Origin of the sequence: Methylophilus methylotrophus DSM 46235 = ATCC 53528 (assembly GCF_000378225.1) — a bacterium.
GTDB classification, from domain to species: Bacteria; Pseudomonadota; Gammaproteobacteria; order Burkholderiales; family Methylophilaceae; genus Methylophilus; species Methylophilus methylotrophus.
In genome coordinates this window covers 50556-74302 of the sequence record NZ_KB905145.1, presented here as the reverse complement: position 1 = coordinate 74302, position 23747 = coordinate 50556, and the positions used below count along the sequence as shown (strand labels likewise).

Here is a 23747-nt window from a genome sequence, read left to right as displayed (position 1 = left end):
GAAAATTTGTTAAACGGGCAGGCGCCAAGCACCTGCTTGCGCTCACAATGATTAGTTCAGTGTTTTAGCCTTTTCAACAGCCTCTTCAATGCCGCCTACCATGTAGAAAGCTTGCTCTGGCAGGTGGTCATATTCACCAGCAACAATGGCTTTAAAGCCTTTGATGGTTTCTTTCAGTGGTACGTATTTACCAGGTGCACCGGTAAACACTTCGGCCACGTGGAAAGGCTGGGACAGGAAACGTTGGATCTTACGTGCACGGCCTACGACCAGTTTGTCTTCTGGAGACAGTTCGTCCATACCCAGAATCGCGATAATGTCACGCAGTTCTTTGTAGCGTTGCAGTGTTTGTTGCACTGAACGGGCAACTGAGTAGTGCTCTTCACCCACGATTTGTGGGTCCAGCTGACGTGAGGTTGAATCCAGCGGGTCAACCGCTGGGTAGATACCCAGGGAAGCGATGTCACGTGACAACACAACGGTAGAGTCCAAATGCTGGAACGTGGTCGCTGGAGATGGGTCAGTCAAGTCATCCGCAGGTACGTAAACGGCCTGGATAGATGTAATAGAACCAACTTTGGTTGAAGTAATACGCTCTTGCAGACGGCCCATTTCATCAGCCAGGGTAGGTTGGTAACCTACCGCAGATGGCATACGGCCCAGCAACGCAGAAACCTCAGTACCTGCCAATGTGTAACGGTAAATGTTGTCTACGAAGAACAGCACGTCACGGCCTTCGTCACGGAATTTTTCAGCCATGGTCAAACCAGACAACGCGACGCGCAAACGGTTACCAGGAGGCTCGTTCATCTGACCGAACACCATCGCCACTTTGGATTCTTTCATGTTGTCCAGCTTGATCACACCAGCTTCTGCCATCTCGTGGTAGAAGTCGTTACCTTCACGGGTACGCTCACCTACACCGGCAAATACGGACAAACCAGAGTGTTGTTTAGCAATGTTGTTAATCAGTTCCAGCATGTTCACGGTTTTACCTACACCCGCACCACCGAACAGACCCACTTTACCGCCTTTAGCAAATGGACAAACCAGGTCAATCACCTTGATGCCTGTTTCTAACAGATCAACAGAAGGGGACAGCTCTTCGAATGACGGTGCTTTCTGGTGGATAGAACGGAATTCTTTGGAGTCGATAGGACCGACTTCGTCAATTGGGCGGCCCAATACGTCCATGATACGACCCAAGGTGCCTTCACCAACTGGCACAGAAATCGCCGCGCCAGTGTTTTTGAATGCTGTACCGCGTGCCAAACCGTCAGAGGAACCCATGGCAATGGTACGCACCACGCCATCACCCAGCTGTTGTTGCACTTCCAGTGTCAAACCAGCTTCTGCGCTGGAGTTTTTGTCATCAATGATCAATGCATCGAATACTTTAGGCATTTGATCACGTGGAAATTCCACGTCAACCACAGCGCCGATACACTGCACTACTTTACCTGTTACTGCTTGATTTGCCTTTGCCATTTTCTTTTCCTAACTGTATGAGTCAGATCTAATTGAATTCTTTCACTACACGACTTAAAACGGACGCCTTAGGACGAAACCGCTGCCGCCCCGCCGACGATTTCTGAAATCTCTTTGGTAATCGCAGCCTGACGGGCCTTGTTGTAAACCAGTTTCAGTTCGCCAATGACGCTCTTCGCGTTGTCGGATGCTGACTTCATCGCCACCATCCGGGCAGATTGCTCGGACGCCATATTTTCAGCCACCGCGTTATAAATCAGGGACTCGATGTAACGCACCATCAACTCGTCCACCACTGGTTTGGCTTCAGGCTCATAGATGTAATCCCAATGGCCGCTCGGGCTGCCCAGTTGCTCACCTGACAATGGCAGCAGTTGCTGCATGGTCGGTTCCTGCTTCATGGTGTTGATGAATTTGGTATAGCAGATGTAAAGCTGATCAATTTCACCGGCAATGTACGCATCCAACATGACCTTGATGGTACCGATCAGTTTTTCCAGATGCGGTGTATCGCCCAAACCTGTGATGTGAGATTTCACCTGCGCACCGACACGGTTCATAAAGCCGTAGCCTTTGTTACCGATGGCGCTGACGCTGATGCCTTTGCCTTCAGCTTCCCAGGTTTTCATCTGGTTGACAGACAAACGCAGCACGTTGGTATTCAAACCTCCGCACAAGCCTTTATCTGAGCTGACCACAATCAGGCCCACATTTTTCACGGCGTCGCGTTTAATCAAAAACGGATGCCTATACTCGGATTGTGCAAAAGAGAGGTGGGCCGCCACGTTACGGATCTTTTCCGCATAAGGACGGGAAGCGCGCATTCTGTCCTGCGCCTTGCGCATTTTAGAAGCGGCTACCATCTCCATCGCCTTAGTGATCTTGCGTGTATTTTCTACACTCTTGATCTTGGTTCTAATCTCTTTACTACCTGCCATATTAGGTTCCTAAGTCGAAGTGTCAGAGATTAATAAGCGTTAGTTGCTTTGAAATCTTGAATCGCAGCTTCCAATGCCTTCTCGTTGTCACCGCTCAGATCTTTGCTCGATTCGATGGCATCCATGATGTTCTTGTACTTAGAGTTCAAGAAACCATGCAATGCACTTTCGAAAGCCAGTACCTTGTTGGTTGGTACGTCATCGAAGTAACCTTTGTTAGCTGCAAACAAGCTCACGCCCATGTTTGCCACGTTCAATGGTGCATATTGAGCCTGCTTCATCAATTCGGTAAACATGCGACCGCGATCCAGTTGTTTACGGGTCGCCTCATCCAGGTCAGAAGCAAACTGCGCAAACGCAGCCAGTTCACGATACTGCGCCAATGCCAGGCGAACACCACCACCCAGTTTTTTGATGATTTTGGTTTGCGCTGCACCACCCACGCGGGATACAGAGATACCGGCGTTGATAGCAGGACGAACACCCGCGTTGAACAAGTCAGTTTCCAGGAAGATCTGGCCATCGGTAATCGAAATCACGTTGGTTGGAACGAATGCAGATACGTCACCAGCTTGTGTTTCAATCACTGGCAATGCTGTCAATGAACCAGTTTTACCTTTAACTTCACCGTTAGTGAAATTTTCAACATACTCTTCGTTCACGCGAGCAGCACGCTCCAGCAGACGTGAGTGGATGTAGAACACGTCACCTGGGTAAGCTTCACGGCCTGGTGGACGACGTAGCAACAAGGAAATCTGACGGTATGCAACCGCTTGTTTGGACAAGTCATCGTATACGATCAATGCATCTTGGCCACGGTCACGGAAGTATTCACCCATCGTACAACCCGCATAAGGTGCCAGGAATTGCAGGGCTGCAGAGTCGGAAGCTGAAGCTGCTACCACGATGGTGTAAGCCATCGCGCCGTGCTCTTCCAGTTTACGTACTACGTTGGCAATGGTAGAAGCCTTCTGGCCAACCGCAACGTAGATACAAGTCATATTCTGACCTTTTTGGTTGATGATGGCATCGACCGCAACCGCTGTTTTACCAGTCTGGCGGTCACCAATGATCAACTCACGCTGACCACGACCAACCGGCACCATGGAGTCAATAGACTTCAAACCGGTTTGCACTGGCTGTGACACGGATTTACGTGCAATCACGCCTGGCGCAATTTTTTCAATTTTGTCTGTCAGCTTGGCGTTGACTGGACCTTTGCCATCAATAGGCTGACCCAAAGCGTTCACCACGCGACCAATCAGCTCTGGACCGACTGGCACTTCAAGAATACGGCCTGTACATTTACATGTATCGCCTTCTGTAATGTGCTCATAATCACCCAGCACCACCGCACCCACGGAATCGCGCTCCAGGTTCAATGCCAGACCGAATGTGTTGCCTGGAAACTCAATCATCTCGCCAGACATCACGTTGGACAGACCATGAATACGCACAATGCCATCTGTCACGGAAATCACGGTACCCTGAGTACGGGCTTCCGCAGAAGTAGAGAAGTTTTCCAAACGGCTCTTAATAAGCTCGCTAATCTCTGATGTAGATAACTGCATTTAATTCTCCTATGCCTTATGCTGTGAGCGTATAGGCTAAATTTTGTAACTGACCTTGGACAGACGCGTCGATAACGGTGTCGCCAACAATAATTTTGATGCCGCCGATGATTTCCGGATCAACGGAAACGCTTGCTTCAATTTTCTTGCCGAACTTGGCTTCCAGACGTTTTACCAAATCTTTGGTTTGCGTTGCCGTGATTTTGGCAGCGGCAATGATTTGTGCGTCCAAGGTGCCTTCATCTTGCGCTTTCAAAGCCTCAAAAGCTTCAGCAATGGCAGGCAATAAGGATAAACGGCCATATTCAACCAAGGTCTTGATCAAATTTTGACCATGCTCGTTAAGATTGTCGCCACAGACTTTAAGGAATGCGGCTTCAATATCAGCGGCATTCAGCTTGGGGTCATCAATCAGGGTTTTCATTTGGTCATTTGCTGCGACAGCCGCGGCCAACGCCAACATTTCAGACCATTTTACCAATGCCTTTTTTTCTTTGCCGAGCTTGTAGCAAGCCACAGCGTAAGGCCTTGCAATGGTTGAGAGTTCAGCCATGTTTTATCCCTTTTACCTTAAAGTTCCGCAGCGAGTTTAGCCAACATTTCGCTGTGTGCTTTAGCGTCAATCTCTTTACGCAGGATTTTTTCTGCACCAGCCACAGCCAGTGTTGAAACCTGTGCACGCAGACCTTCTTTGGCACGGTTTACTTCCTGATCGATTTCAGCTTTGGCACCGGCAATAATGCGATCACCTTCAGCTTTGGCATTCGCCTTGGCTTCATCAATGATTTGAGCGGCACGTTTTTCGGCTTGCCCAATGATCTCACTTGCCTTTTGTTTGGCCTCGTTCAATGTGGTTTCAGATTTTTTGGCAGCCACTTCCAGGGCACTTTTGCCTTCTTGGGCAGCAGCCAAACCATCTGCGATTTCCTTTTGGCGTGTTTCAATCGCTTTTAACAGCGGTGGCCAAACGAATTTCACCGTGAACCAGATCAACACTGCAAATGCGATAGCTTGCGCGATGAGTGTGAAATTAATATTCATTTTGGATCCATCATACTGATTGGTTGAAAGGTTTAAGCAGACCTTAAACCCTACCGGGCGGAGATAACCGAGTAAAAATTACTTGGCAACAACGCTCAACAATGGGTTTGCGAAAGCAAACATCATTGCCAGACCAACACCGATAATGAAAGAAGCGTCGATCAGACCCAACAGCAGGAACACTTTACCTTGCAGGGCAGGGATCATTTCTGGTTGACGAGCTGCGCCTTCCAGGAAACTTGCACACATGATACCAATACCGATACAAGCGCCAGCGGCACCCAAACCAATGATCAAACCAATACCAACGCCTGTGTAGGCTTGAATCAATGCTAATGCTTCCATTTAATACCCTCTCTTATAAAGAATTAAAACAACGACAAAGTTAAAAATTAGTGCGATTCATGCGCCATGGCCAGGTAGACCACAGTCAGCATCATGAAAATAAACGCTTGCAAGGCCACAATCAGGATGTGGAAGATAGACCATCCAGCACCCAGTACAGCACCGGCAACGGTACCAGTCAGGCCAGTGGCAGCCCACATACCCAACAGCAAGAAGATGATTTCACCGGCGTACATGTTACCAAACAGACGCAATGAGTGAGAAAGTGATTTTGAAACGTATTCAATCAGATTGAACAGGAAGTTGGCAGGCCACACCAAAGGATTGCTACCAAATGGCGCACAGAACAATTCGTGAATCCAGCCACCCAGGCCTTTGGCTTTGATAGAGAAGAAAATCATCAGGAACCACACCGCCAATGCCAAAGCAAACGTGGTGTTAATGTCAGAAGTAGGTACGATACGCCATTTGGTATGCTCGCCACCAATTGCTGATGCAACATTTGCTACGTGGTCTACCGGCAGGAAGTCCATCGCATTCATGACCAGCACCCAAACAAACACGGTCAGTGCAGCCGGCGCAATAAAGGAATGACGGTTACCGTGGAAAATGTTTTTAACCTGGTCATCGACAAAACCGAATAACAATTCAACAAACGCCTGACGCTTGGTTGGCACACCGGCGGTTGCGCCACGCGCCACCCACCAGATCAGGCCCATTACCAGCAAGCCCAGCACAACGGACGTCAACAAAGTATCGTAGTGCAGCACCCAAAAACCTTCAGAAGTTGCATTACCGTTGACACCCTGGGCATTAAAGCTCAAATGGTGCGCGATATATTCAGAAGGGGTCAGTTCTGCGTGTTGTGCGTGTTCGGTTGTCATATTTTCAAACTATTTTTAAGTTAACTGGTCTACACATTCGCTTGTGATTTTGCCAGCGCCGCGCCAGAAAAAAGCGCTGCAGCTGCCAGGCCTGCAATCAGTGCAAAGGGAACCAGTGCCTGATACAGCTTGAAAACCACAAACAGGATAATCGCGATGATTAAAATTTTTACTGCTTCAGCCTTGAGTAAATTGAGTAAAACCGCCGTCGGGTCTGTTTTTGACCGGCCTTTTTCTGCAATTTTTGTCGCAAACCATGCTCCAACCACCACAGAAACACCACCCATGAAAGCTGACAGTGCTGCCGGCAAACCAGCCGCAGCATACGCAAGCAACGTGACAGCCATGGTCGCCATGACTTGCCAGCGCAGCATGTTGCGATAAAGCGACACGCCAGCCGCTGGGTTTTCTTGACCGCTCATGGGGTTTGACCGCTAAATTTCAAGGCAAAATACTACAAAGACGCGAGATTTTGAATTATTCACAGGCCGAAGTCAAGCACCAAACAGGCGTTAACTGTCTGAATGTGCTACAAAAATCTATGGCTTGGTACTCTATACGTGATTTCACTCACGATTTCAGGCTATTACCAGTCAGTTTTGCTATCCAATCATCTAATTGATCAAGGTTTGAAAAACTCAACTTCAGGATGCCAGCGCCATTCGCCTTGCTGCTGATCGCAACCTCTGCGCCCAGCTGTTCGCTCAATTGATTTTGCAAGGTAGCCACATCAGGATGTACCGCAGTCTTGGCCTTTTTACCACTAACCGGCTCGGTTTGAATTAAGCGCTCTATCTCGCGTACTGACAATCCATCCTGAACTACTTTATTTGCCAACAGAATCTGCTGGGCGGGTTCAATGCCCACCAGGGCGCGAGCGTGACCCATGTCAATCTGGTTATCCAGCAACATGTCCTGCACCATAGGCGTCAGCGTTAACAAACGCAGCAGGTTGGAGACTGCCACACGGGAGCGACCAACCGCTTCTGCGGCTTTTTCATGCGTCATGTCAAACTCATCAATCAATCGCTTGATACCCATCGCTTCTTCTAACGGATTTAAATCTTCACGCTGAATGTTTTCAATGAGCGCCATCGCCAGGGCTGCTTCATCCGCAATTTCCCGTACCAGTACTGGCACTTCTGTGAGACCAGCTTTTTGTGAAGCACGCCAGCGGCGTTCACCGGCAATGATTTCAAATTTTTCCGGCCCGATTTCCCTCACCAGGATAGGCTGCATGATGCCTTGCGCTGCAATCGAATCCGCCAGCGTTTGCAAGGCCTCCTCATTCATGTAGGAACGGGGCTGGTATTTACCTGGTTGCAACTGGCTAACGGGCAGGGTGCGCAACATGTCCGACTGGGCAATGGTTTCTGTATCCCCCGATAACAATGCGTCGAGTCCGCGTCCAAGTCCCTTAGGCTTCACCATACTGCTGCTTCCTTGTCATGAGTGTCAAAATATCTGCTTTAGTTTTTTTGAATAATTTCTTGTGCAAGCTCAAGATAGGCTTGCGCGCCCTTGGAAGAGCGGTCATATAACAATACTGGCATACCATAACTGGGTGCCTCTGCCAATCTGACATTGCGCGGGATAATCGTCTGGTAGACTTTCTTACCAAAATGGTTCACCAATTGCGCGGAAACTTGCTGCGCCAGCATGTTGCGGTTATCAAACATGGTGCGTAACAAACCTTCAATCTCCAGCACTGGATTCAAGTGAGCGCGCACTTTCTTGACCGTATTGACCAAATCAGACAAACCTTCCAGCGCATAATACTCACACTGCATGGGGATCATGACTGAATGTGCCGCGGTCAAGGCATTCACCGTTACCAGATTTAAAGAAGGCGGACAATCCAGCAATACAAAATCGTATGCCTGGTCACCCAGTTTGAGAATCGCATTTTTCAACCGCGTTTCACGCGCCATCTCATTAACCAACTCCACCTCCGCACCCGCCAGATCGCGGTTAGAGGGTGCAACATCAAATTTTGCTGCTTCTGCATGAATGACCACTTCCGGCAGCGTCTTGTTGCCAATCAGCACCTGATAAATACTATCCTTCAAGTGCGCTTTATCAATGCCACTCCCAGTACTGGCATTCCCTTGCGGATCCAAATCAACCAACAATACTTTTTTGCCGTGTTCAGCCAAACTTGCTGCCAAGTTAACACAAGTGGTCGTTTTACCGACGCCCCCTTTTTGGTTGGTGATTGCTATTATTTTCATTATGTATTCTCAAACACAATTAAATGTCTTTCCGCCTGCAAGTTAGGCACTTGCAAACGAATGACCTCTTTGGGCTGGACTCCAGCCAACTGCAACTCCTCGGTTGGCACCAAACCCTTCATCGCCAACCAACGCCCATGTGGAGCCATTAAATGTGCCGTCAATTGCTTAAACAAGGCAATATCCGAAAAAGCCCGCGAAATCACCTGCTTAAAAGGTGAGACTGGCATAAAAGCCTCCACCCGTCCATGCACTACTTGCGCATTGGACAAGCCAAGCTCCGCTTTAACCTGTCGCATAAATATGGCTTTTTTCTGAACGGTGTCTATCGTTGTGACCTGTACATCAGGACGGGTGATGGCGATGACCAATCCAGGCAAACCGCCGCCACTACCCACATCCAGCAAGTTTCCCGCTTCAATATAAGGTAAAACACTGAGACTATCTAGCAAATGCAACACTAGCATTTCCTGTGGGTCACGCACCGCGGTCAGGTTATAAACTTTATTCCATTTTTGCAACAACGTAAGGTAGGCCAGGCATTGTGCTTGCATCTCTGCCGTCACTACAGAGTGCAAATTCAAAGCCTCTACTCCAGAAGCCAATTGTGAGGCCAAATAATCCATTATGCTGCAGCAATATCGCCCGACTGGCTCTGTTTTTTCTGTTTGCGCTTGAGATACACCAGCAATAGTGAAATGGTGGCGGGTGTAATACCCTGTATCCGACTTGCCTGCCCAATGGTTTCAGGTTTTTGTGACAGCAACTTTTGCCGCGCCTCATTACTTAGGCCATGCACATCATTATAATCAATCGCCTCCCCCAGTTTGATGTGCTCGCTATTTTTCTGACGGGCGATCTCTTCATTCTGGCGATCAATATAACCTTGGTATTTGGCAGCAATCTCAACCTGTTCCAACACATCCTCAGCCAATAATTCGGGGGAGGGGACAATAGTCAGCAGTGATTGATACGTGACTTCAGGGCGACGCAATAATTCAAACAGGGAATACTCATGCTCAAGCACCTTACCAAAAGTCGCTTCCTGTGTTTCACGTGAAACAATTTTATTTTGACCCGCAGGCTGGCCGTTATCTGGCTGCAAGAAGGTGCGTTTTAACCTGGCTTGCTCACGCGCAACCGCTTCCTGCTTTTTGCAAAAAGCTTCCCAACGGATATCATCCACCAAACCCAACTCACGGCCTTTTTCGGTAAGACGCATATCAGCATTGTCTTCACGTAACTGCAACCGGTATTCGGCACGGCTAGTGAACATACGGTACGGTTCATTAACCCCCGTGGTAATCAGGTCATCAACCAACACACCTAGGTAAGCTTGTTCACGGGAGGGGCACCAACCGTCTTTATCTTGCGCATACAAAGCAGCATTTGCCCCCGCTAATAAACCTTGTGCTGCAGCCTCTTCATAACCCGTCGTACCGTTTATTTGGCCAGCAAAAAACAGCCCGCGAATCGTCTTTGTTTCTAGAGTCGACTTTAGGCCTCTTGGGTCGTAGTAGTCGTATTCAATAGCATATCCGGGGCGCAAGATATGTGCATTCTCCAAACCACGGATAGAACGTACCAGCGCTAACTGGATATCAAATGGCAGACTGGTCGATATTCCATTAGGATAAATTTCGTGAGTGGTTAAACCTTCAGGCTCCAGAAAGACCTGGTGCGACTCTTTGTCGGCAAAGCGATGTATCTTGTCTTCTACCGAAGGGCAGTAGCGCGGCCCCACACCCTCAATCACACCCGTATACATAGGAGAACGATCCAGGCCGCTACGAATAATTTCATGCGTTTGCTGATTGGTGTGAGTGATCCAACAAGGCAACTGTTGTGGATGCTGGGCTACATGACCCAAAAACGAAAATACTGGCACCGGCGTATCACCAGGCTGCTCAGTCATCACACTGTAATCAATTGAGCGTCCATCAATACGTGGCGGCGTACCCGTTTTGAGGCGACCAGCCGGGAGACCAATTTCACGCAAGCGCGCAGCCAGTGAGATTGCTGGCGGATCTCCGGCGCGTCCCGCGCTGTAATTTTGCAATCCAACATGTACCAACCCGCCAAGGAACGTGCCCGCTGTCAACACCACAGATTTAGCATAAAAGCGCAGCCCAATTTGGGTAACCACCCCAGCAGCTCTATCGCCCTCAAGGATAATATCGTCGACTGCCTGCTGGAACAGCCATAAATTAGGTTGGTTTTCGAGTCGGTGGCGGATAGCCGCTTTGTAAAGGATACGGTCAGCCTGTGCGCGGGTCGCACGCACAGCCGGGCCTTTACTGGAGTTCAAGATACGGAATTGGATACCACCTTCATCTGTAGCCGCTGCCATGGCGCCACCAAGCGCATCCACCTCCTTTACCAAATGCCCCTTGCCGATCCCGCCAATAGAAGGATTACAGGACATTTGCCCCAGCGTTTCAATGTTATGGCTGAGCAGCAGGGTTTTTTGACCCATGCGAGCAGCCGCCAGTGCGGCCTCAGTGCCTGCATGGCCGCCACCCACCACAATGACATCGAAACGATCAGGAAAGTCCATCATAAAGAATCTTGAACTGTTTGATTTAAAAAGATTTATGATTTTAGCGTAAACTAATCAAATGGTCATTTAATTCACTGATTTGTTACATCTATTCTGTGATTTAATACAATGTGTTTACCGTTTAATACAAATCAATAACAAGCAGGCCATATTTACTTAACATAAAAACAATAGAATATTTTCAAAACAACCAAGGAGCTTTACCATGAAAATCAAAACAATCATTGCCGTATTCGGGGTCTTATTTTCTGCTCATGCATTGGCTGACGTGACTAACGCTGAAAAGTTGGTGTACAAATATACCAATATCGCTCACTCCGCCAATCCAATGTATGAAGCGCCTTCAATTACTGATGGCAAAATTTTCTTCAACCGCAAATTCAAAACACCAAGCGGCAAAGAAGCGGCGTGTGCATCTTGTCACACCAATAACCCGGCTAATGTAGGTAAAAACATTGTTACCGGCAAAGAAATCCCACCACTGGCACCACGCGTCAATACCAAACGCTTCACAGATATCGACAAAGTAGAAGACGAATTCACCAAACACTGTAATGATATTCTGGGTGCAGATTGCTCACCTTCAGAAAAAGCTAACTTCATTGCTTATTTGTTGACAGAAACCAAGCCTACCAAATAATAGATGTTACGTTATGTCTGGGATCCGTTCATACGGATCTTTCATTGGTCCCTGGTGGTGGCGTTTGGATATGCTTTTTATACTCACGCCTCCATGTGGGATAGACTACACCACGCATATGCTGGCTATGTGGCAGGCACACTCATCGTCGCCCGTATTATTTGGGGTCTAGTTGCCACCGGTTACGCAAGTTTCCGCAGCTTTCCGCTGAACCCGGTCTGGGCAGTCAAACACTTATTTAAACTCTTAAAAGGCACCGCCAGACACTACATAGGCCACAACCCAACCGGTTCGATCGCCATTTATGCCATGCTGGGCCTGGGCATTGTCGCTGTAGGTTCTGGCTGTATTGTGTACAACAGCGGCTGGGGATTTATTGATGATGAGATGAGTAAAGTATTGCATCATTATGTGACCTGGACCTGGCTAGGGGTGGTCGTTGTGCATGTATTGGGCGTGATTTTTGAAAGCATCATTAATCATGACAATCTGATTTGGGCCATGATTACCGGCTGCAAACGCGTTTGTAGCATTGATGAGCGATTTGACCAACGAAACACACCCTTTCCCAGAAAAAAACCCCGCTAGCGGGTTTTCTTTATTGTCTATTTGCCAATACAAAAACGGCTAAATATTTCACCCAGTAAATCATCCGGGGTGAATTCTCCTGTGATACTTCCGAGGGCCTCCTGTGCGCAACGCAATTCTTCGGCGACGAGTTCAGCGGCATGCATTTGATGCAATGCCAACTCCAGATGCTGTTCTACGTCGGTCAGCGCTTGTAAATGACGTGCTCGCGCCATAAACACACCTTCACCTCCAAGCTGATAACCAACAATTTCCAGAAGCGTTTTTTTTAGGTGGCCAATACCATCCCCTGTTTTGGCAGATAAAAATACGTGTTGGTTATTTTCGATGAGATCTACCCGGGATGTTTCACGTGAAACATCAATTTTGTTATGGACCCATATTTTCTTAACCTGGTCAGGGAGTTTTTGCAGAATAGTCGTTTCAAGCGGACCGATACCGTGCTGGCTATCCACCAATAACAAAGCCACATGGGCTGTTTCTATGGCTTTCCAAGTGCGGGCAATGCCCACTTGTTCTACAGCATCATCCGTGTCACGTAAACCAGCCGTATCAATGATATGTAAAGGCACGCCTTCAATCTGGATCACACTCTTGATCGTATCGCGTGTCGTTCCTGCGATTGGCGTTACGATCGCCACCTCTTCACCAGAAAGCGCATTGAGCAGGCTGGACTTACCTACATTAGGCTGGCCAATGAGAACCACATTGATGCCTTCACGTAATAGTGATCCCTGTTTGGCTTGCTCGAAAATGATACGCAAAGCAGCCTGGTTGGCTTGGAGCTTTTCCAGTACCCGACCTTGAGTAATAAAATCAATTTCCTCTTCAGGAAAATCCAGGCAAGCCTCTACATACATGCGTAAATCGATTAATTGCTGCAACAAGCGTTGAATCGCCTGAGAAAACTCGCCCGACAGTGAGCGCACTGCGCTACGGGCAGCTTCTATCGTGGCTGCATTAATGAGGTCGGCTACTGCTTCAGCTTGTGCCAGATCAAGCTTGTCATTTAAGTATGCGCGCTGCGTGAATTCACCGGCCTGAGCATGCCGTGCGCCGCACTCAATGCACCGCGCCAGCAATATTTGCATAAGCGCAGTCCCGCCATGGGCCTGCAGCTCAAGGACATCTTCACCAGTATAAGAATGCGGGTTTGGAAAATAGAGGGCAATACCGCGATCTATCAGTGCGCCATCTGCCTGAAAAAAAGGCAGATAAGCTGCATGGCGTGGAGGAGGGCAGTGGCCTAGTATATGTTTGGCAATCTCTACCGACAGGGGGCCAGACACACGGACTACACCAATGCCACCCGCGCCAGGCGCGGTGGCAACGGCGGCAATGGTGTCTGTATTGAACACGACTGGTTGATTACTTGCCATTTCCTTTTTTGGCCAATGCTTCCGCATGAATCATACGGTTGATCGCCCATTGCTGCCAAATGGAAAGAACATTGTTCACCAGCCAGTACAGAACAAGACCGGCGGGGAAGAAGAAGAAGAAGACACTAAACAGGACAGGCATGATTTTCATGACTTTGGCCTGAATCGGGTCTGTCGGTGGTGGATTCAAATAGGTTTGGATAATCATGGTGGCACCCATCAGGATAGGTAACACAAAATACGGATCCGTCGCAGACAAATCCTGAATCCAGCCAAAGAAAGGGGCATGACGCAACTCTACCGAACCCAGCAACACCCAATACAAGGAAATAAATACCGGAATCTGCACCAGGATAGGCAGGCAGCCACCCATAGGATTGATTTTCTCAGTACGATACATCTCCATCATGGCTTGTTGCAGTTTTTGCTTGTCATCGCCAAATTTGTCTTTCAGCGCTTGCATGCGGGGAGCAATTTCACGCAAATGTGCCATATTACGATAACCGGAAGCAGACAGCTTAAAGAACGCGGCTTTGATCAGTATCGTCAAGACGATAATGGCAATGCCCCAGTTTTTCACGAGATCGTGAATATGCGTCAGCAGCCACATTAACGGCTTGGCAATCACCGTGAGGATACCGTAATCCACCACGTATTCCAGGCCAGGTGCTGCGGCTTCTAACGAATCTTGCTCCTGCGGGCCACTGAATAACTTGGCAGAGACTGTTTTACTGCTGCCAGGGGCAATGTCACCAACAGGCAAAATAGTGCCAATTGAAAAATCATGTTCGCTCAACTTGGTAGTGTAAAACTTGCGTTCGGCTGTGGATTGCGGCACCCAGGCGCTGACGAAATAATGCTGCACCAGGCCAATCCAGCCATCCTTGGCGTTGATTGAAACGTCCTTCTTCGCCATTTCGTCAAACTTGATCTTGTTGTATTTATCGGCCTCGGTGTAATAAGCACCGCCAGTAAAGGTCGGCATCATTTTTGAGCCTTGGTTAGACTCATTATCATGAATGATCTGGTAATACACTGAAGGCGAAATCGCTTTATCACTATTGTTCTTAATTTCATACAGGACATCAATCACATACTGACCACGGTGAAAGCGGTAAATTTTGTCCACGGCCACGCCATTGGTGTCAGGCGCAGACAAGCGCACATCTAATGACTCCTGACCCTCTTGCAAGCTATAACTGCTTTCAGCGGCAGTAAAATTCACATAGTGCGTGGGCAAGCCATCGCCTTTCAGACCCGTTTGTGCCACATATAATTTATCGCCACGGTCATCACTCATGAGTTCATAAGGGCCTGAGTTATCATCAGCCTTATGCTCCAATAAAGACAATTCGCGCAAATCGCCGCCCACAGTATCAATCACTGCTGCATAACGGTCTGTTTTAACCGCAATACGGGTTCCTTTGGTGAGCGCAAAACCATTTTCTTGCGGTTTGTCTGCAGGCGCAGCCTGGTTGGCTTCATTCTGTGTGACTGTGGCTTGTTCTGGTGCCTGCTGTTGCTGCCAGGCGTCCCAAAGCATCATGATTGAAAATGAAAAGATCACAAACAGAATTAAACGGCGAGTATCCATAAGATTTCGTTTTTAAAAGTCAGGGAAGGGGATCCACACCACCTGGATGCCATGGATGGCAACGGCCGATACGGCGCAAGGCTAACAAACTGCCATGCCAGGCGCCATAGCGCTGTAAAGCCTCAATAGCATAGTGTGAACAAGTTGGATGAAAACGACACTGCCGTCCCAGCCATGGGCTTAAGCCCCACTGGTAACATTTCACTAAAAAAATCAGTAACGTTTTCATCAGAAACATCAGGAAACAGGTGAGGCTTTTTTCAGCCTGGTCAGCAATAATGTTAAATCACGCTGAACAGCCTGAAAATCATTATGGCGAAAAGCTTTACGTACCTGAAGAACGACATCATACCCGTTTACTGTGACAGACGCTTGTGTCCGCAACAATTCACGTAATACACGCTTCATATAATTACGCCTGACAGCCAGTTTGGCCACTTTTTTTGATACCACCAATCCATAACGGTGATGGTTTTGCTGGTTAGGCATGATGTTGGCGAATAGCCATTCACCATAAAACCGTTTCCTGAAACTAAAAACGGATGAAAATTCATCCGTTTTTTTTAGCTTATACAATGTCATGCATTGAGTTTCAGCAATGCATCGCCGGGATTACAGACCCAGACGTTTACGACCTTTAGCGCGGCGGGCAGCAATCACTGCACGGCCACCTTTGGTTTTCATGCGTACCAGAAAGCCATGGGTACGTGCACGACGGGTTTTGGATGGTTGATAGGTACGTTTCATTATTAAACTCCTGCCAAAATGGCAATTAAATTCTAATCCGGCAGTGCTGATTTAACCGCTGAAATTTGCCGATTTCAAAAACCCTTAATTAAACAGCAAGTAGAGACTTTATGTCAATGATTTTTTTTATTTTTTTGTAGTCTATGGCTGTGGATAACTCAGACTAAAACGTTTAGAATGTCTACATCAGGTCATGGTGACATTCGCCACAAGACCATTTCCCTGCCACTCTTCCCGGCAATTATAACTAAATAAACGCAAAACACCTGAAACACAGAAGCAGGATGTTTATTGCTGACTTTTTAAAAAAGCACTGGAGCAATGGAAAATTTTTGGGCTTATTGTTTGCTCAAGTTCGAACAGGAACTGTCTGCACAACAATACAATACCTGGATTAAACCGCTTAAGGCACGCGTTAATGGCGAAGCTGTGCAAATTGTTGCGCCCAACAAATTTGTCATGCAATGGGTCAAGAGCAAATTTTTTAATCGTATTGCCACCATTGCCAATGAATTATCCCCCTCTGCCATCGTCGAGCTGATTGTAGATAGCAGCGAGCAGGCTGCGACTGTCAACGGCCAAACTCATGCAAAATCGCAACCGCTTGCTGAATCAACTGTTGAGAGCGCTATCACTGCAGCTGCCACACAAAAAACAAGCAGCCGTGTGATAGACAAAAAGCCCGTCAGTAGCCGTGCGCCCGCCAAACATCTTAAAAACGAAAAAAACAGTGGTCTCAACGATAGTTTCCTGTTTGATAATTACGTCACAGGCCGTGCTAACCAGCTGGCACGGGCAGCTGCCATTCAGGTGGCCGGCAATCCCGGCCAGGCATATAACCCATTGTTTATTTACGGCGGTGTCGGCTTGGGTAAAACACATCTGTTACAAGCGATTGGTAACGAGCTGAAAAAAATCAAACCAGAAGCAAATATTCGTTACCTGCATGCTGAACGTTATGTTTCTGATGTGGTAAAGGCTTACGAAAACAAGGCATTTGATGAGTTTAAACAGCAATATCACTCACTGGATTTATTGCTGATTGATGATATCCAGTTCTTTGCCAAAAAAACCCGTACTCAGGAAGAGTTTTTCTATGCGTTTAACACGCTGATCGAAGAGAAAAAACAGATCGTCATTACCTGCGATACCTATCCAAAGGAAATTGCAGATATGGACGAGCGCTTGCGTACTCGCTTCAGCTGGGGTTTGACGGTAGCAGTAGAACCTCCCGAACTGGAAATGCGTGTCGCGATTCTGCGCAAAAAAGCAGAAAACCTGAATATTGATCTGCACGAAGATGTGGCTTTCTTTGTTGCTAAACAGATCCGCTCCAGCGTGCGTGAGCTGGAAGGTGCCCTTAACCGCATTATTGCCATGGCCAACTTTACCGGCCATGCCATTGACGTGCACCTGGCCAAGGATGCCCTGCGTGACCTGATTGCCGTGCGTGGCCGACAAATCACCATCGAAAATATACAGAAGACAGTCGCCGATTATTACAAGATTAAAGTCAGCGATATGTTTAGCAAAAAGCGTTCACGTAATGTCGCCAGACCACGCCAGGTGGCAATGTCTTTGGCCCGTGAACTGACCAATCACAGCTTCCCGGAAATCGGGGAAGCCTTTGGTGGTCGTCATCACACCACGGTCATGCATGCCTGTGAGGAAATCGAACAATTACGATTGAATGATCAAACTCTGGCGCGGGATATTGGGTTATTGACGCAAGTCATCCGTGATTAAAGAAAAAGGTTTACCTAGAAAAGCTGTGGATAAGTTGAGAATGAGGTGTGTTTAAATATTGCGTATAGACAAGATAAATTCGGTTTACAATATTGGGCACAAAAGATGCATGTTTAAACCGCAATTTATACACAAGCTAATCTGTCTGTAAGTGTTTGAATAACATTGATTTTTAGAGTTACCCACAAAAAAGTGACACATTACTATTAGTCTTATCTTTTATATATTGAAATAAAGTTATTAATCAGGTCAGGCCATGCAAATCAAAATCAACCGTGAGGTTTTGCTCAAACCCCTCAACAATGTGACTGGTATCGTAGAACGCAGACACACACTGCCTATCCTTTCTAATCTGTTGGTGAACATCAAACAACAGGAAATGCATCTGACAGCGACCGATCTGGAAATGCAGATTTCGCTGAAAGTTCATGGTGGGATAGAAGGTGAATTGAGTACGACCATTTCAGCCAAGAAATTGCTGGATATCTGCCGCTCATTGCCTGATAGTACGACCATAGAAATGAATAATCAGGATAACCGCATCACACTCAAAGCGGGCAAAAGCCGGTTTAACCTGCAAACTTTGCCAGCAGCAGATTATCCATTGATGAGCAAAGCCAGCGGGCAAAATATCAGTTTCAGTCTGGGTCAATCGGAACTCAAGCGCTTGCTCAAACAAGTCGAGTTCGCCATGGCACAACAGGATATCCGTTACTACCTGAATGGCCTGTTACTCGAAGTGAATGGCAACCAGTTACACGTTGTAGGCACTGACGGACATCGCTTGAGCTACACCAATACCACACTGGACCAGGACTTTGAAAAAACCGAAGTGATCCTGCCACGTAAAACGGTATTGGAATTGACCAAATTACTTGATGAGCAATCAGATAGCCCCGTGGTGATTGATCTGCTGAATGGCCAGGTCAGCTTTGAGTTTGGTGATATCCAGCTTATCAGCAAAGTGATTGACGGCAAGTTCCCGGATTACAACCGCGTGATTCCTACCGGACATCAGAATACATTTATCGTGAATCGTTTGGCGATTTTGAGTGCGTTGCAACGTGCTTCTATTTTGTCCAACGAAAAATATCGCAGTATTCGCATGGTTATCACCAATGGCCTACTCAAGCTGATCAGTACTAACACTGAGCAGGAAGAAGCGGAAGAAGAACTGGAAATTGATTACAGCAAAGTGGCACTGGATATCGGTTTCAATGTCACTTACCTGATTGATGTACTCAACAATCTGAGTGATGAACAGATTGAATTTGCGTTTGCTGATGCCAACAGTAGCTGCCTCATCACTGCCGCCAGTGATGCCAATTATAAATACGTAGTGATGCCAATGCGCATATAATGCATGCTTGCATGTTTCACGTGAAACATGCAAGGCATTGATTATTCATGTTTTTTAATCTCAATTAAAGAAGCTTTTTATGGCACAGCCACAAGAATATAACTCAGACAGTATCAAGATTTTGGAAGGTTTGGACGCCGTCCGCAAACGTCCAGGCATGTATATCGGTGACACTTCAGATGGTTCTGGTTTGCACCACATGGTATTCGAAGTGCTGGATAACGCCATTGATGAAGCGTTGGCTGGGCATTGTGATGATATTAAAGTCATCATCCATCCGGATAATTCCATCAGTATTTCTGATAACGGCCGTGGGATTCCTACCGATATCAAAGACGATGATAAGCACGAACCCAAGCGTTCTGCCGCTGAAATTGTGATGACCGAATTGCATGCCGGGGGTAAGTTTGACCAGAACTCCTACAAAGTTTCTGGCGGTTTGCACGGCGTGGGTGTGTCTGTGGTGAATGCCCTTTCTGACTGGCTAAAACTCAAAATTTACCGCAAAGGCAAAGTACACCAGATGGAATTTCATCGTGGTGTGCCACAAGCGCCTTTGGCAGTGACAGGCACAACCGATAAAACCGGGACAGAAGTACACTTCCTGGCGTCTGTAGATACTTTTGTGCTGGTTGAATACCACTTTGAAATTCTTGCGAAAAGGATTCGTGAACTCTCGTTCCTCAACAATGGTGTCAAAATTGAACTGATAGACCAGCGTACCGGTAAGTCTGAAAATTTTGCTTTTAGCGGTGGCGTTAAAGGCTTTGTCGAGTACATGAACCGTACCAAGACTGTGTTGCATCCAAAAGTGTTTTACGCGATTGGTGAAAAAGACAATATCACCGTAGAAGTGGCCATGCAGTGGAACGACAGCTACTCAGAAACCGTGCAATGTTTCACCAACAACATTCCACAACGCGATGGCGGCACGCATCTGACTGGCTTACGTACCGCAATGACGCGTACGCTCAATCAATATATTGAGCAAAACGAGTTTGCCAAAAAAGCCAAGGTAGAAACCACAGGCGACGATATGCGTGAAGGGATTACCTGCGTATTGTCAGTCAAAGTACCGGATCCTAAATTTAGCTCACAAACCAAGGACAAGCTGGTATCCAGCGAAGTGCAACCGGTAGTGTCTGAAATCGTGGCAGCAAAATTGGCCGAATTCCTTGAAGAGAACCCCAACGATGCAAAAATCGTCTGCGGCAAGATTGTAGAAGCGGCCCGTGCTCGTGAAGCTGCGCGTAAGGCACGCGAAATCACCCGTCGTAAAGGCGTGATGGATACCATGGGCTTGCCAGGCAAGCTGGCCGATTGCCAGGAAAAAGACCCAGCCATGAGCGAACTCTACCTGGTCGAGGGTGACTCTGCGGGTGGTTCAGCCAAGCAAGGCCGTGATCGTAAGTTTCAGGCCATTTTGCCGCTAAAGGGTAAGATTCTTAACGTAGAAAAAGCCCGTTTTGACAAACTGCTTGGGTCGGCTGAAATTGCGACGTTGATCACTGCCATGGGTACCGGCATCGGCAAGGATGATTTCAATCTGGAAAAACTGCGTTACCACCGCATCATCATCATGACCGATGCGGACGTTGACGGCGCGCATATCCGTACCTTGTTGCTGACGTTCTTCTACCGCCAGATGCCAGAGCTGGTCGAAAACGGCCATATCTATATTGCGCAGCCACCTTTGTACAAAGTGAAACAGGGCCGCGACGAGCGTTACCTCAAAGATGAGCATGAGCTGGATGAATACCTGCTCAATTCCGCGTTACGCGATGCCATTCTGGTCACCAAAGAAGGTGGCGAAATCCTCAAGGATGACGCCCTCAACAGCATCGCCAAACAAATGGTGCTGACTGAAGCCGTCATCCGCCGTATCGCTAACCTGTATGATGAAAGCGTGTTGCGTGCTATCCAGGATTTGGGCGATATCGAGTTGAGTACGGAAGCCGCTGCCAATAGTGTGGCAGAAAAATTGCGTCCTATCCTTGGGGCTGTGGGTTCCGAAGTCATCGTGGCACAGGATACCGAGACCAGCGCTTACCGCCTTGAAGTGAACAAATATGTGCATGGCAACCTGCAAAGCTGCGTCATTGATGCTGAGTTCCTGAGCAGTGGTGATTACCGCCAGATCAACCGCACCTCTCAAATGGTGAATAACCTGTTGGGTGAAGGCGCAATGATCAAGCGTGGCGAAAAAGAACAAAAAGTCAGTACCTTTAAACAGGCATTGGACTGGCTGCTCAGCGAAGCCAAACATAACCTGAATATTCAGCGTTATAAGGGTTTGGGCGAGATGAACCCGGAGCAGTTGTGGGAAACGACCATGGATCCTACTGTGCGCCGCCTGCTTAAAGTGCAAATTGAAGACGCGATCGGTGCTGATGAAATCTTCACTACACTCATGGGCGATAATGTTGAACCAAGGCGTGCCTTTATTGAAAGCAATGCACTGAGCGTCAGCTCCCTGGATGTGTAATGATGTAGGTGTCTGTTCTCAAAATAAAAAGCCCCGGAGACCCGGGGCTTTTTTGTTTCGCTTATCTTAAGTGAATTGGTCTTAAGTATGACTCGGTCTTACTGGTTTTCAAAAACAACGGGGGTGCCCGAATGTTTTTTCTTATTCCTTACGACCACGGTTCCTGCAAGTTTGTCATGCCAGCCTTGCTTGCGTCTATCAAATGCCACCCAGAGGATGCCAAGCATGAGGGGGAGCATTGCAACAAAATAGGCAAAATACCTGCCGATAGATTGACTGGTCGTCATGGGGTGGCCGGTGCTTGCATCCACTACTTTTGCGGATATCGCCATCTTTCCCGGTGTGGCCTGTCTGGTCACCCAAAACACAATAGTGGCCACTGCAGGAAAAAGATAGGAGAGCAACACATCCATTGGTCCTGTCAGCCCTTGGTTTGACCAATATTCCTCGCCATAGAACGCTGTCAGCAGTGGCCCTATGATCATCAGAATCAAAATCGTATCGATGATCGCTGCGCCTACGCGAGGCCAAAATCCCACATACTCCAGTTCTTCTGCTTGCATGTTTTTTCCCCTTGCTTGATGGTAGTTATTAAACACTCAGACCGGTTATTTGATAGGGCGAAGAGCGTGTACTTGATCTGCTTCTCTCACGCTGATGAGCCATAGATTTCCGCTTCAAGAATGCATCCACAGTCATTGCCAGGCGCGCGGGTTCATCATAAGGCAGTCCATGCCCAACATCAGGGATCATTTTGTATTCCAGATCAGGGTTAAGTGCATGCAACTGGCGTGCAGTCTCAGTAGACACCATCCCTTCGCTACCTAATACCAATAAAGTCGGGACATAAATGTTTCGAATCAGCTCATCAAATTCGGGATTTGGAGGAATGAGCACGTCAAAGGCATTCACACTGGTTTGCAGCCTGGCTTCAATCAGGTGTTCAATAATCACTGAGGCACGATAGCGATGTTTGGCTTTAGCTTCTTTAAACAGTACTTCCTTGGTGGATTTCAACATTTGTCGATGCTGCTCCACCGCTGCCTGCTTGTAAACCTCATTTTGCCATTCAGGACTGATAAAGGTAGGGTCAGCCAGGATGAGACCGCTGACAGCGCTACCCAAGCGGTTGGCGACCACCGTGGCGGTCATGCCTCCCATTGAATGGCCAAGCAGGTAGGGGGATTTAATGCCCAGGGTTCTAATTAGCTCGATGACATCATTGGCATGCTCCTGGTAGGTATATCCATGTAAGGGTGCACTCGAGAGCCCATGCCCCCGGGCATCTGGCATGATGATGTCATAGTGTTCTTCAAGCGCTCTTGCCATTGGTGACCAGCAGGCACCATTTCCGGCCAGCCCATGCAAGGCAATGAGGGTGGGTTTATTACCACCCGTTCTAAGATAATGAATATTGATGCCATTTGCCCTGCAAATGCCATCCGTCCAGTGGGTAGAAGGTGTGTTTTGACGTGCCATGATTAAAACTTTCTAAATGAACCGGTAACGACGCCCCAAATTTCAAACTGCATTTGTTTTGAGATCAGGATGGGCGAATATCTTCCTGAGGAGTTGGCGGGCAACAATTTGGGCATACCATCTTTTTGCTTGGCCAGGGTTTTGACAGTAAACTCACCATCAATCATCGCCAGCACAATATTGCCAACGGCAGGCACCTTGTCTTTTTCGACCACCGCTTTATCACCCGGCATCAGCCCAACCTCAATCATGGACTCGCCCTGAATGGTGACAAAAAAAGTTTTGTCGGCTTTATTGATCAGGTATTCATTGGGGTCCATGCGTGACTCAACATGGTCATCAGCGGGGGAGGGCAAGCCGGCTGGTACTTTTGATTCAAACAGCGGCAAGCTCAGGTTTTCCAGATCATCCGATAGCTGCGTGAACTCTTCGATACTATCCAGGTTGTCTTTCAGCTCACTGAGCCGCTGCTTCTTGGCATAGGCCTCCAGAAAACTTGTAATGACAGGTTTTTGGCTGTTAGGCACACGGATCACGCTAGTGTCTTCTTTGTACAATCCAGTTCCGGATTTGCGCCCGCCACCAGGTTGCCGGATACGGTCTTTTTTTATTTCTTCGCTCATTTTATTTCTGTAACAAAAATAATGTTATTATCGTAACAGAAATAATAT

Annotated in this window: 25 protein-coding genes; 5 read left to right on the top strand and 20 right to left on the bottom strand. The window is 47.7% G+C overall.

The window, feature by feature from the left end:
- Positions 1 to 51 precede the first annotated feature (51 nt).
- From atpD to mnmG, 12 genes are all read right to left on the bottom strand, one after another.
- The gene (gene atpD, locus F463_RS0111330) at positions 52 to 1488 is read right to left on the bottom strand and encodes a F0F1 ATP synthase subunit beta (RefSeq protein WP_018987209.1); all 1437 of its coding nucleotides are present in this window, start codon (positions 1486 to 1488) and stop codon (positions 52 to 54) included.
- Positions 1489 to 1556: 68 nt separating this feature from the next.
- Positions 1557 to 2426 (bottom strand): F0F1 ATP synthase subunit gamma, encoded by an 870-nt coding sequence (gene atpG / locus F463_RS0111325; RefSeq protein WP_018987208.1) that lies wholly within the window; start codon positions 2424 to 2426, stop codon positions 1557 to 1559.
- A 29-nt stretch (positions 2427 to 2455) separates the two neighbouring features.
- Complete coding sequence (atpA, locus tag F463_RS0111320; protein WP_018987207.1) at positions 2456 to 3997, bottom strand: F0F1 ATP synthase subunit alpha; 1542 nt, start codon at positions 3995 to 3997, stop codon at positions 2456 to 2458.
- Positions 3998 to 4013: 16 nt separating this feature from the next.
- Positions 4014 to 4550 carry a F0F1 ATP synthase subunit delta gene (locus F463_RS0111315; protein ID WP_018987206.1) on the bottom strand — a complete coding sequence of 179 codons (537 nt, stop codon included), beginning with the start codon at positions 4548 to 4550 and terminating at the stop codon, positions 4014 to 4016.
- A 17-nt stretch (positions 4551 to 4567) separates the two neighbouring features.
- On the bottom strand, positions 4568 to 5038 hold the full coding sequence (locus F463_RS0111310) for a F0F1 ATP synthase subunit B (protein ID WP_018987205.1): 471 nt from the start codon (positions 5036 to 5038) through the stop codon (positions 4568 to 4570).
- 78 nt (positions 5039 to 5116) lie between these two features.
- Positions 5117 to 5383, bottom strand: coding sequence for a F0F1 ATP synthase subunit C (gene atpE, locus F463_RS0111305; RefSeq protein WP_018987204.1), 267 nt, complete (start codon positions 5381 to 5383; stop codon positions 5117 to 5119).
- Between the two features lie 47 nt (positions 5384 to 5430).
- Positions 5431 to 6267 (bottom strand): F0F1 ATP synthase subunit A, encoded by an 837-nt coding sequence (gene atpB / locus F463_RS0111300; RefSeq protein WP_018987203.1) that lies wholly within the window; start codon positions 6265 to 6267, stop codon positions 5431 to 5433.
- Positions 6268 to 6296: 29 nt separating this feature from the next.
- Complete coding sequence (locus tag F463_RS0111295; RefSeq protein WP_018987202.1) at positions 6297 to 6689, bottom strand: ATP synthase subunit I; 393 nt, start codon at positions 6687 to 6689, stop codon at positions 6297 to 6299.
- Positions 6690 to 6837: 148 nt separating this feature from the next.
- Complete coding sequence (locus F463_RS0111290) at positions 6838 to 7698, bottom strand: ParB/RepB/Spo0J family partition protein (protein WP_018987201.1); 861 nt, start codon at positions 7696 to 7698, stop codon at positions 6838 to 6840.
- Between the two features lie 38 nt (positions 7699 to 7736).
- Positions 7737 to 8498 carry a ParA family protein gene (locus F463_RS0111285; RefSeq protein WP_018987200.1) on the bottom strand — a complete coding sequence of 254 codons (762 nt, stop codon included), beginning with the start codon at positions 8496 to 8498 and terminating at the stop codon, positions 7737 to 7739.
- On the bottom strand, positions 8498 to 9124 hold the full coding sequence (rsmG, locus tag F463_RS0111280; RefSeq protein ID WP_018987199.1) for a 16S rRNA (guanine(527)-N(7))-methyltransferase RsmG: 627 nt from the start codon (positions 9122 to 9124) through the stop codon (positions 8498 to 8500). The genes F463_RS0111285 and rsmG overlap by 1 nt, the downstream gene beginning before the upstream one ends.
- Positions 9124 to 11055 carry a tRNA uridine-5-carboxymethylaminomethyl(34) synthesis enzyme MnmG gene (mnmG, locus tag F463_RS0111275; protein WP_026295535.1) on the bottom strand — a complete coding sequence of 644 codons (1932 nt, stop codon included), beginning with the start codon at positions 11053 to 11055 and terminating at the stop codon, positions 9124 to 9126. Before mnmG ends, rsmG begins: the two co-directional genes overlap by 1 nt.
- A gap of 208 nt (positions 11056 to 11263) precedes the next feature.
- On the opposite strand from mnmG, the gene cycA reads away from it, so the two are divergent.
- Positions 11264 to 11698: a cytochrome c'' gene (cycA, locus tag F463_RS0111270; RefSeq protein ID WP_018987197.1), complete on the top strand. Its 435-nt coding sequence runs from the start codon at positions 11264 to 11266 to the stop codon at positions 11696 to 11698.
- Between the two features lie 3 nt (positions 11699 to 11701).
- Positions 11702 to 12286, top strand: a complete 585-nt coding sequence (locus F463_RS0111265; protein ID WP_018987196.1) for a cytochrome b/b6 domain-containing protein — start codon at positions 11702 to 11704, stop codon at positions 12284 to 12286.
- Positions 12287 to 12303: 17 nt separating this feature from the next.
- On the opposite strand, the gene mnmE is transcribed toward F463_RS0111265, so the two are convergent.
- The 5 genes from mnmE to rpmH are packed head-to-tail and all read right to left on the bottom strand — an operon-like array spanning position 12304 to position 16006.
- Positions 12304 to 13665: a tRNA uridine-5-carboxymethylaminomethyl(34) synthesis GTPase MnmE gene (gene mnmE / locus F463_RS0111260; protein WP_018987195.1), complete on the bottom strand. Its 1362-nt coding sequence runs from the start codon at positions 13663 to 13665 to the stop codon at positions 12304 to 12306.
- The gene (yidC, locus tag F463_RS0111255; RefSeq protein ID WP_018987194.1) at positions 13655 to 15259 is read right to left on the bottom strand and encodes a membrane protein insertase YidC; all 1605 of its coding nucleotides are present in this window, start codon (positions 15257 to 15259) and stop codon (positions 13655 to 13657) included. The genes mnmE and yidC overlap by 11 nt, the downstream gene beginning before the upstream one ends.
- 19 nt (positions 15260 to 15278) lie before the next feature.
- Positions 15279 to 15488 (bottom strand): membrane protein insertion efficiency factor YidD, encoded by a 210-nt coding sequence (yidD, locus tag F463_RS14380; protein ID WP_033413511.1) that lies wholly within the window; start codon positions 15486 to 15488, stop codon positions 15279 to 15281.
- 8 nt (positions 15489 to 15496) lie between these two features.
- Positions 15497 to 15841, bottom strand: coding sequence for a ribonuclease P protein component (rnpA, locus tag F463_RS0111245; RefSeq protein ID WP_018987192.1), 345 nt, complete (start codon positions 15839 to 15841; stop codon positions 15497 to 15499).
- 30 nt (positions 15842 to 15871) lie between these two features.
- Positions 15872 to 16006: a 50S ribosomal protein L34 gene (gene rpmH / locus F463_RS0111240; protein ID WP_018987191.1), complete on the bottom strand. Its 135-nt coding sequence runs from the start codon at positions 16004 to 16006 to the stop codon at positions 15872 to 15874.
- A gap of 321 nt (positions 16007 to 16327) precedes the next feature.
- Between rpmH and dnaA the strand changes: the two genes are divergently transcribed.
- The 3 genes from dnaA (at position 16328) to gyrB (ending at position 21597) form a co-directional block, all read left to right on the top strand.
- Entirely contained in the window at positions 16328 to 17752 is a 1425-nt protein-coding gene (gene dnaA / locus F463_RS0111235) for a chromosomal replication initiator protein DnaA (RefSeq protein WP_018987190.1), read from the top strand.
- Positions 17753 to 18008: 256 nt separating this feature from the next.
- Positions 18009 to 19112 carry a DNA polymerase III subunit beta gene (gene dnaN / locus F463_RS0111230; RefSeq protein WP_018987189.1) on the top strand — a complete coding sequence of 368 codons (1104 nt, stop codon included), beginning with the start codon at positions 18009 to 18011 and terminating at the stop codon, positions 19110 to 19112.
- A 79-nt stretch (positions 19113 to 19191) separates the two neighbouring features.
- A complete protein-coding gene (gene gyrB, locus F463_RS0111225; RefSeq protein ID WP_018987188.1) occupies positions 19192 to 21597 on the top strand; it encodes a DNA topoisomerase (ATP-hydrolyzing) subunit B in 2406 nt (801 codons plus the stop codon).
- Positions 21598 to 21695: 98 nt separating this feature from the next.
- Here the strand turns inward: gyrB and F463_RS0111220 are convergent, their stop codons facing one another.
- The 3 genes from F463_RS0111220 to F463_RS0111210 are packed head-to-tail and all read right to left on the bottom strand — an operon-like array spanning position 21696 to position 23699.
- Entirely contained in the window at positions 21696 to 22160 is a 465-nt protein-coding gene (locus tag F463_RS0111220) for an RDD family protein (protein WP_018987187.1), read from the bottom strand.
- A gap of 28 nt (positions 22161 to 22188) precedes the next feature.
- The gene (locus tag F463_RS0111215) at positions 22189 to 23076 is read right to left on the bottom strand and encodes an alpha/beta fold hydrolase (RefSeq protein WP_018987186.1); all 888 of its coding nucleotides are present in this window, start codon (positions 23074 to 23076) and stop codon (positions 22189 to 22191) included.
- Positions 23077 to 23078: 2 nt separating this feature from the next.
- Positions 23079 to 23699 carry a LexA family protein gene (locus tag F463_RS0111210; RefSeq protein ID WP_018987185.1) on the bottom strand — a complete coding sequence of 207 codons (621 nt, stop codon included), beginning with the start codon at positions 23697 to 23699 and terminating at the stop codon, positions 23079 to 23081.
- Between the last annotated feature and the right edge of the window lie 48 nt (positions 23700 to 23747).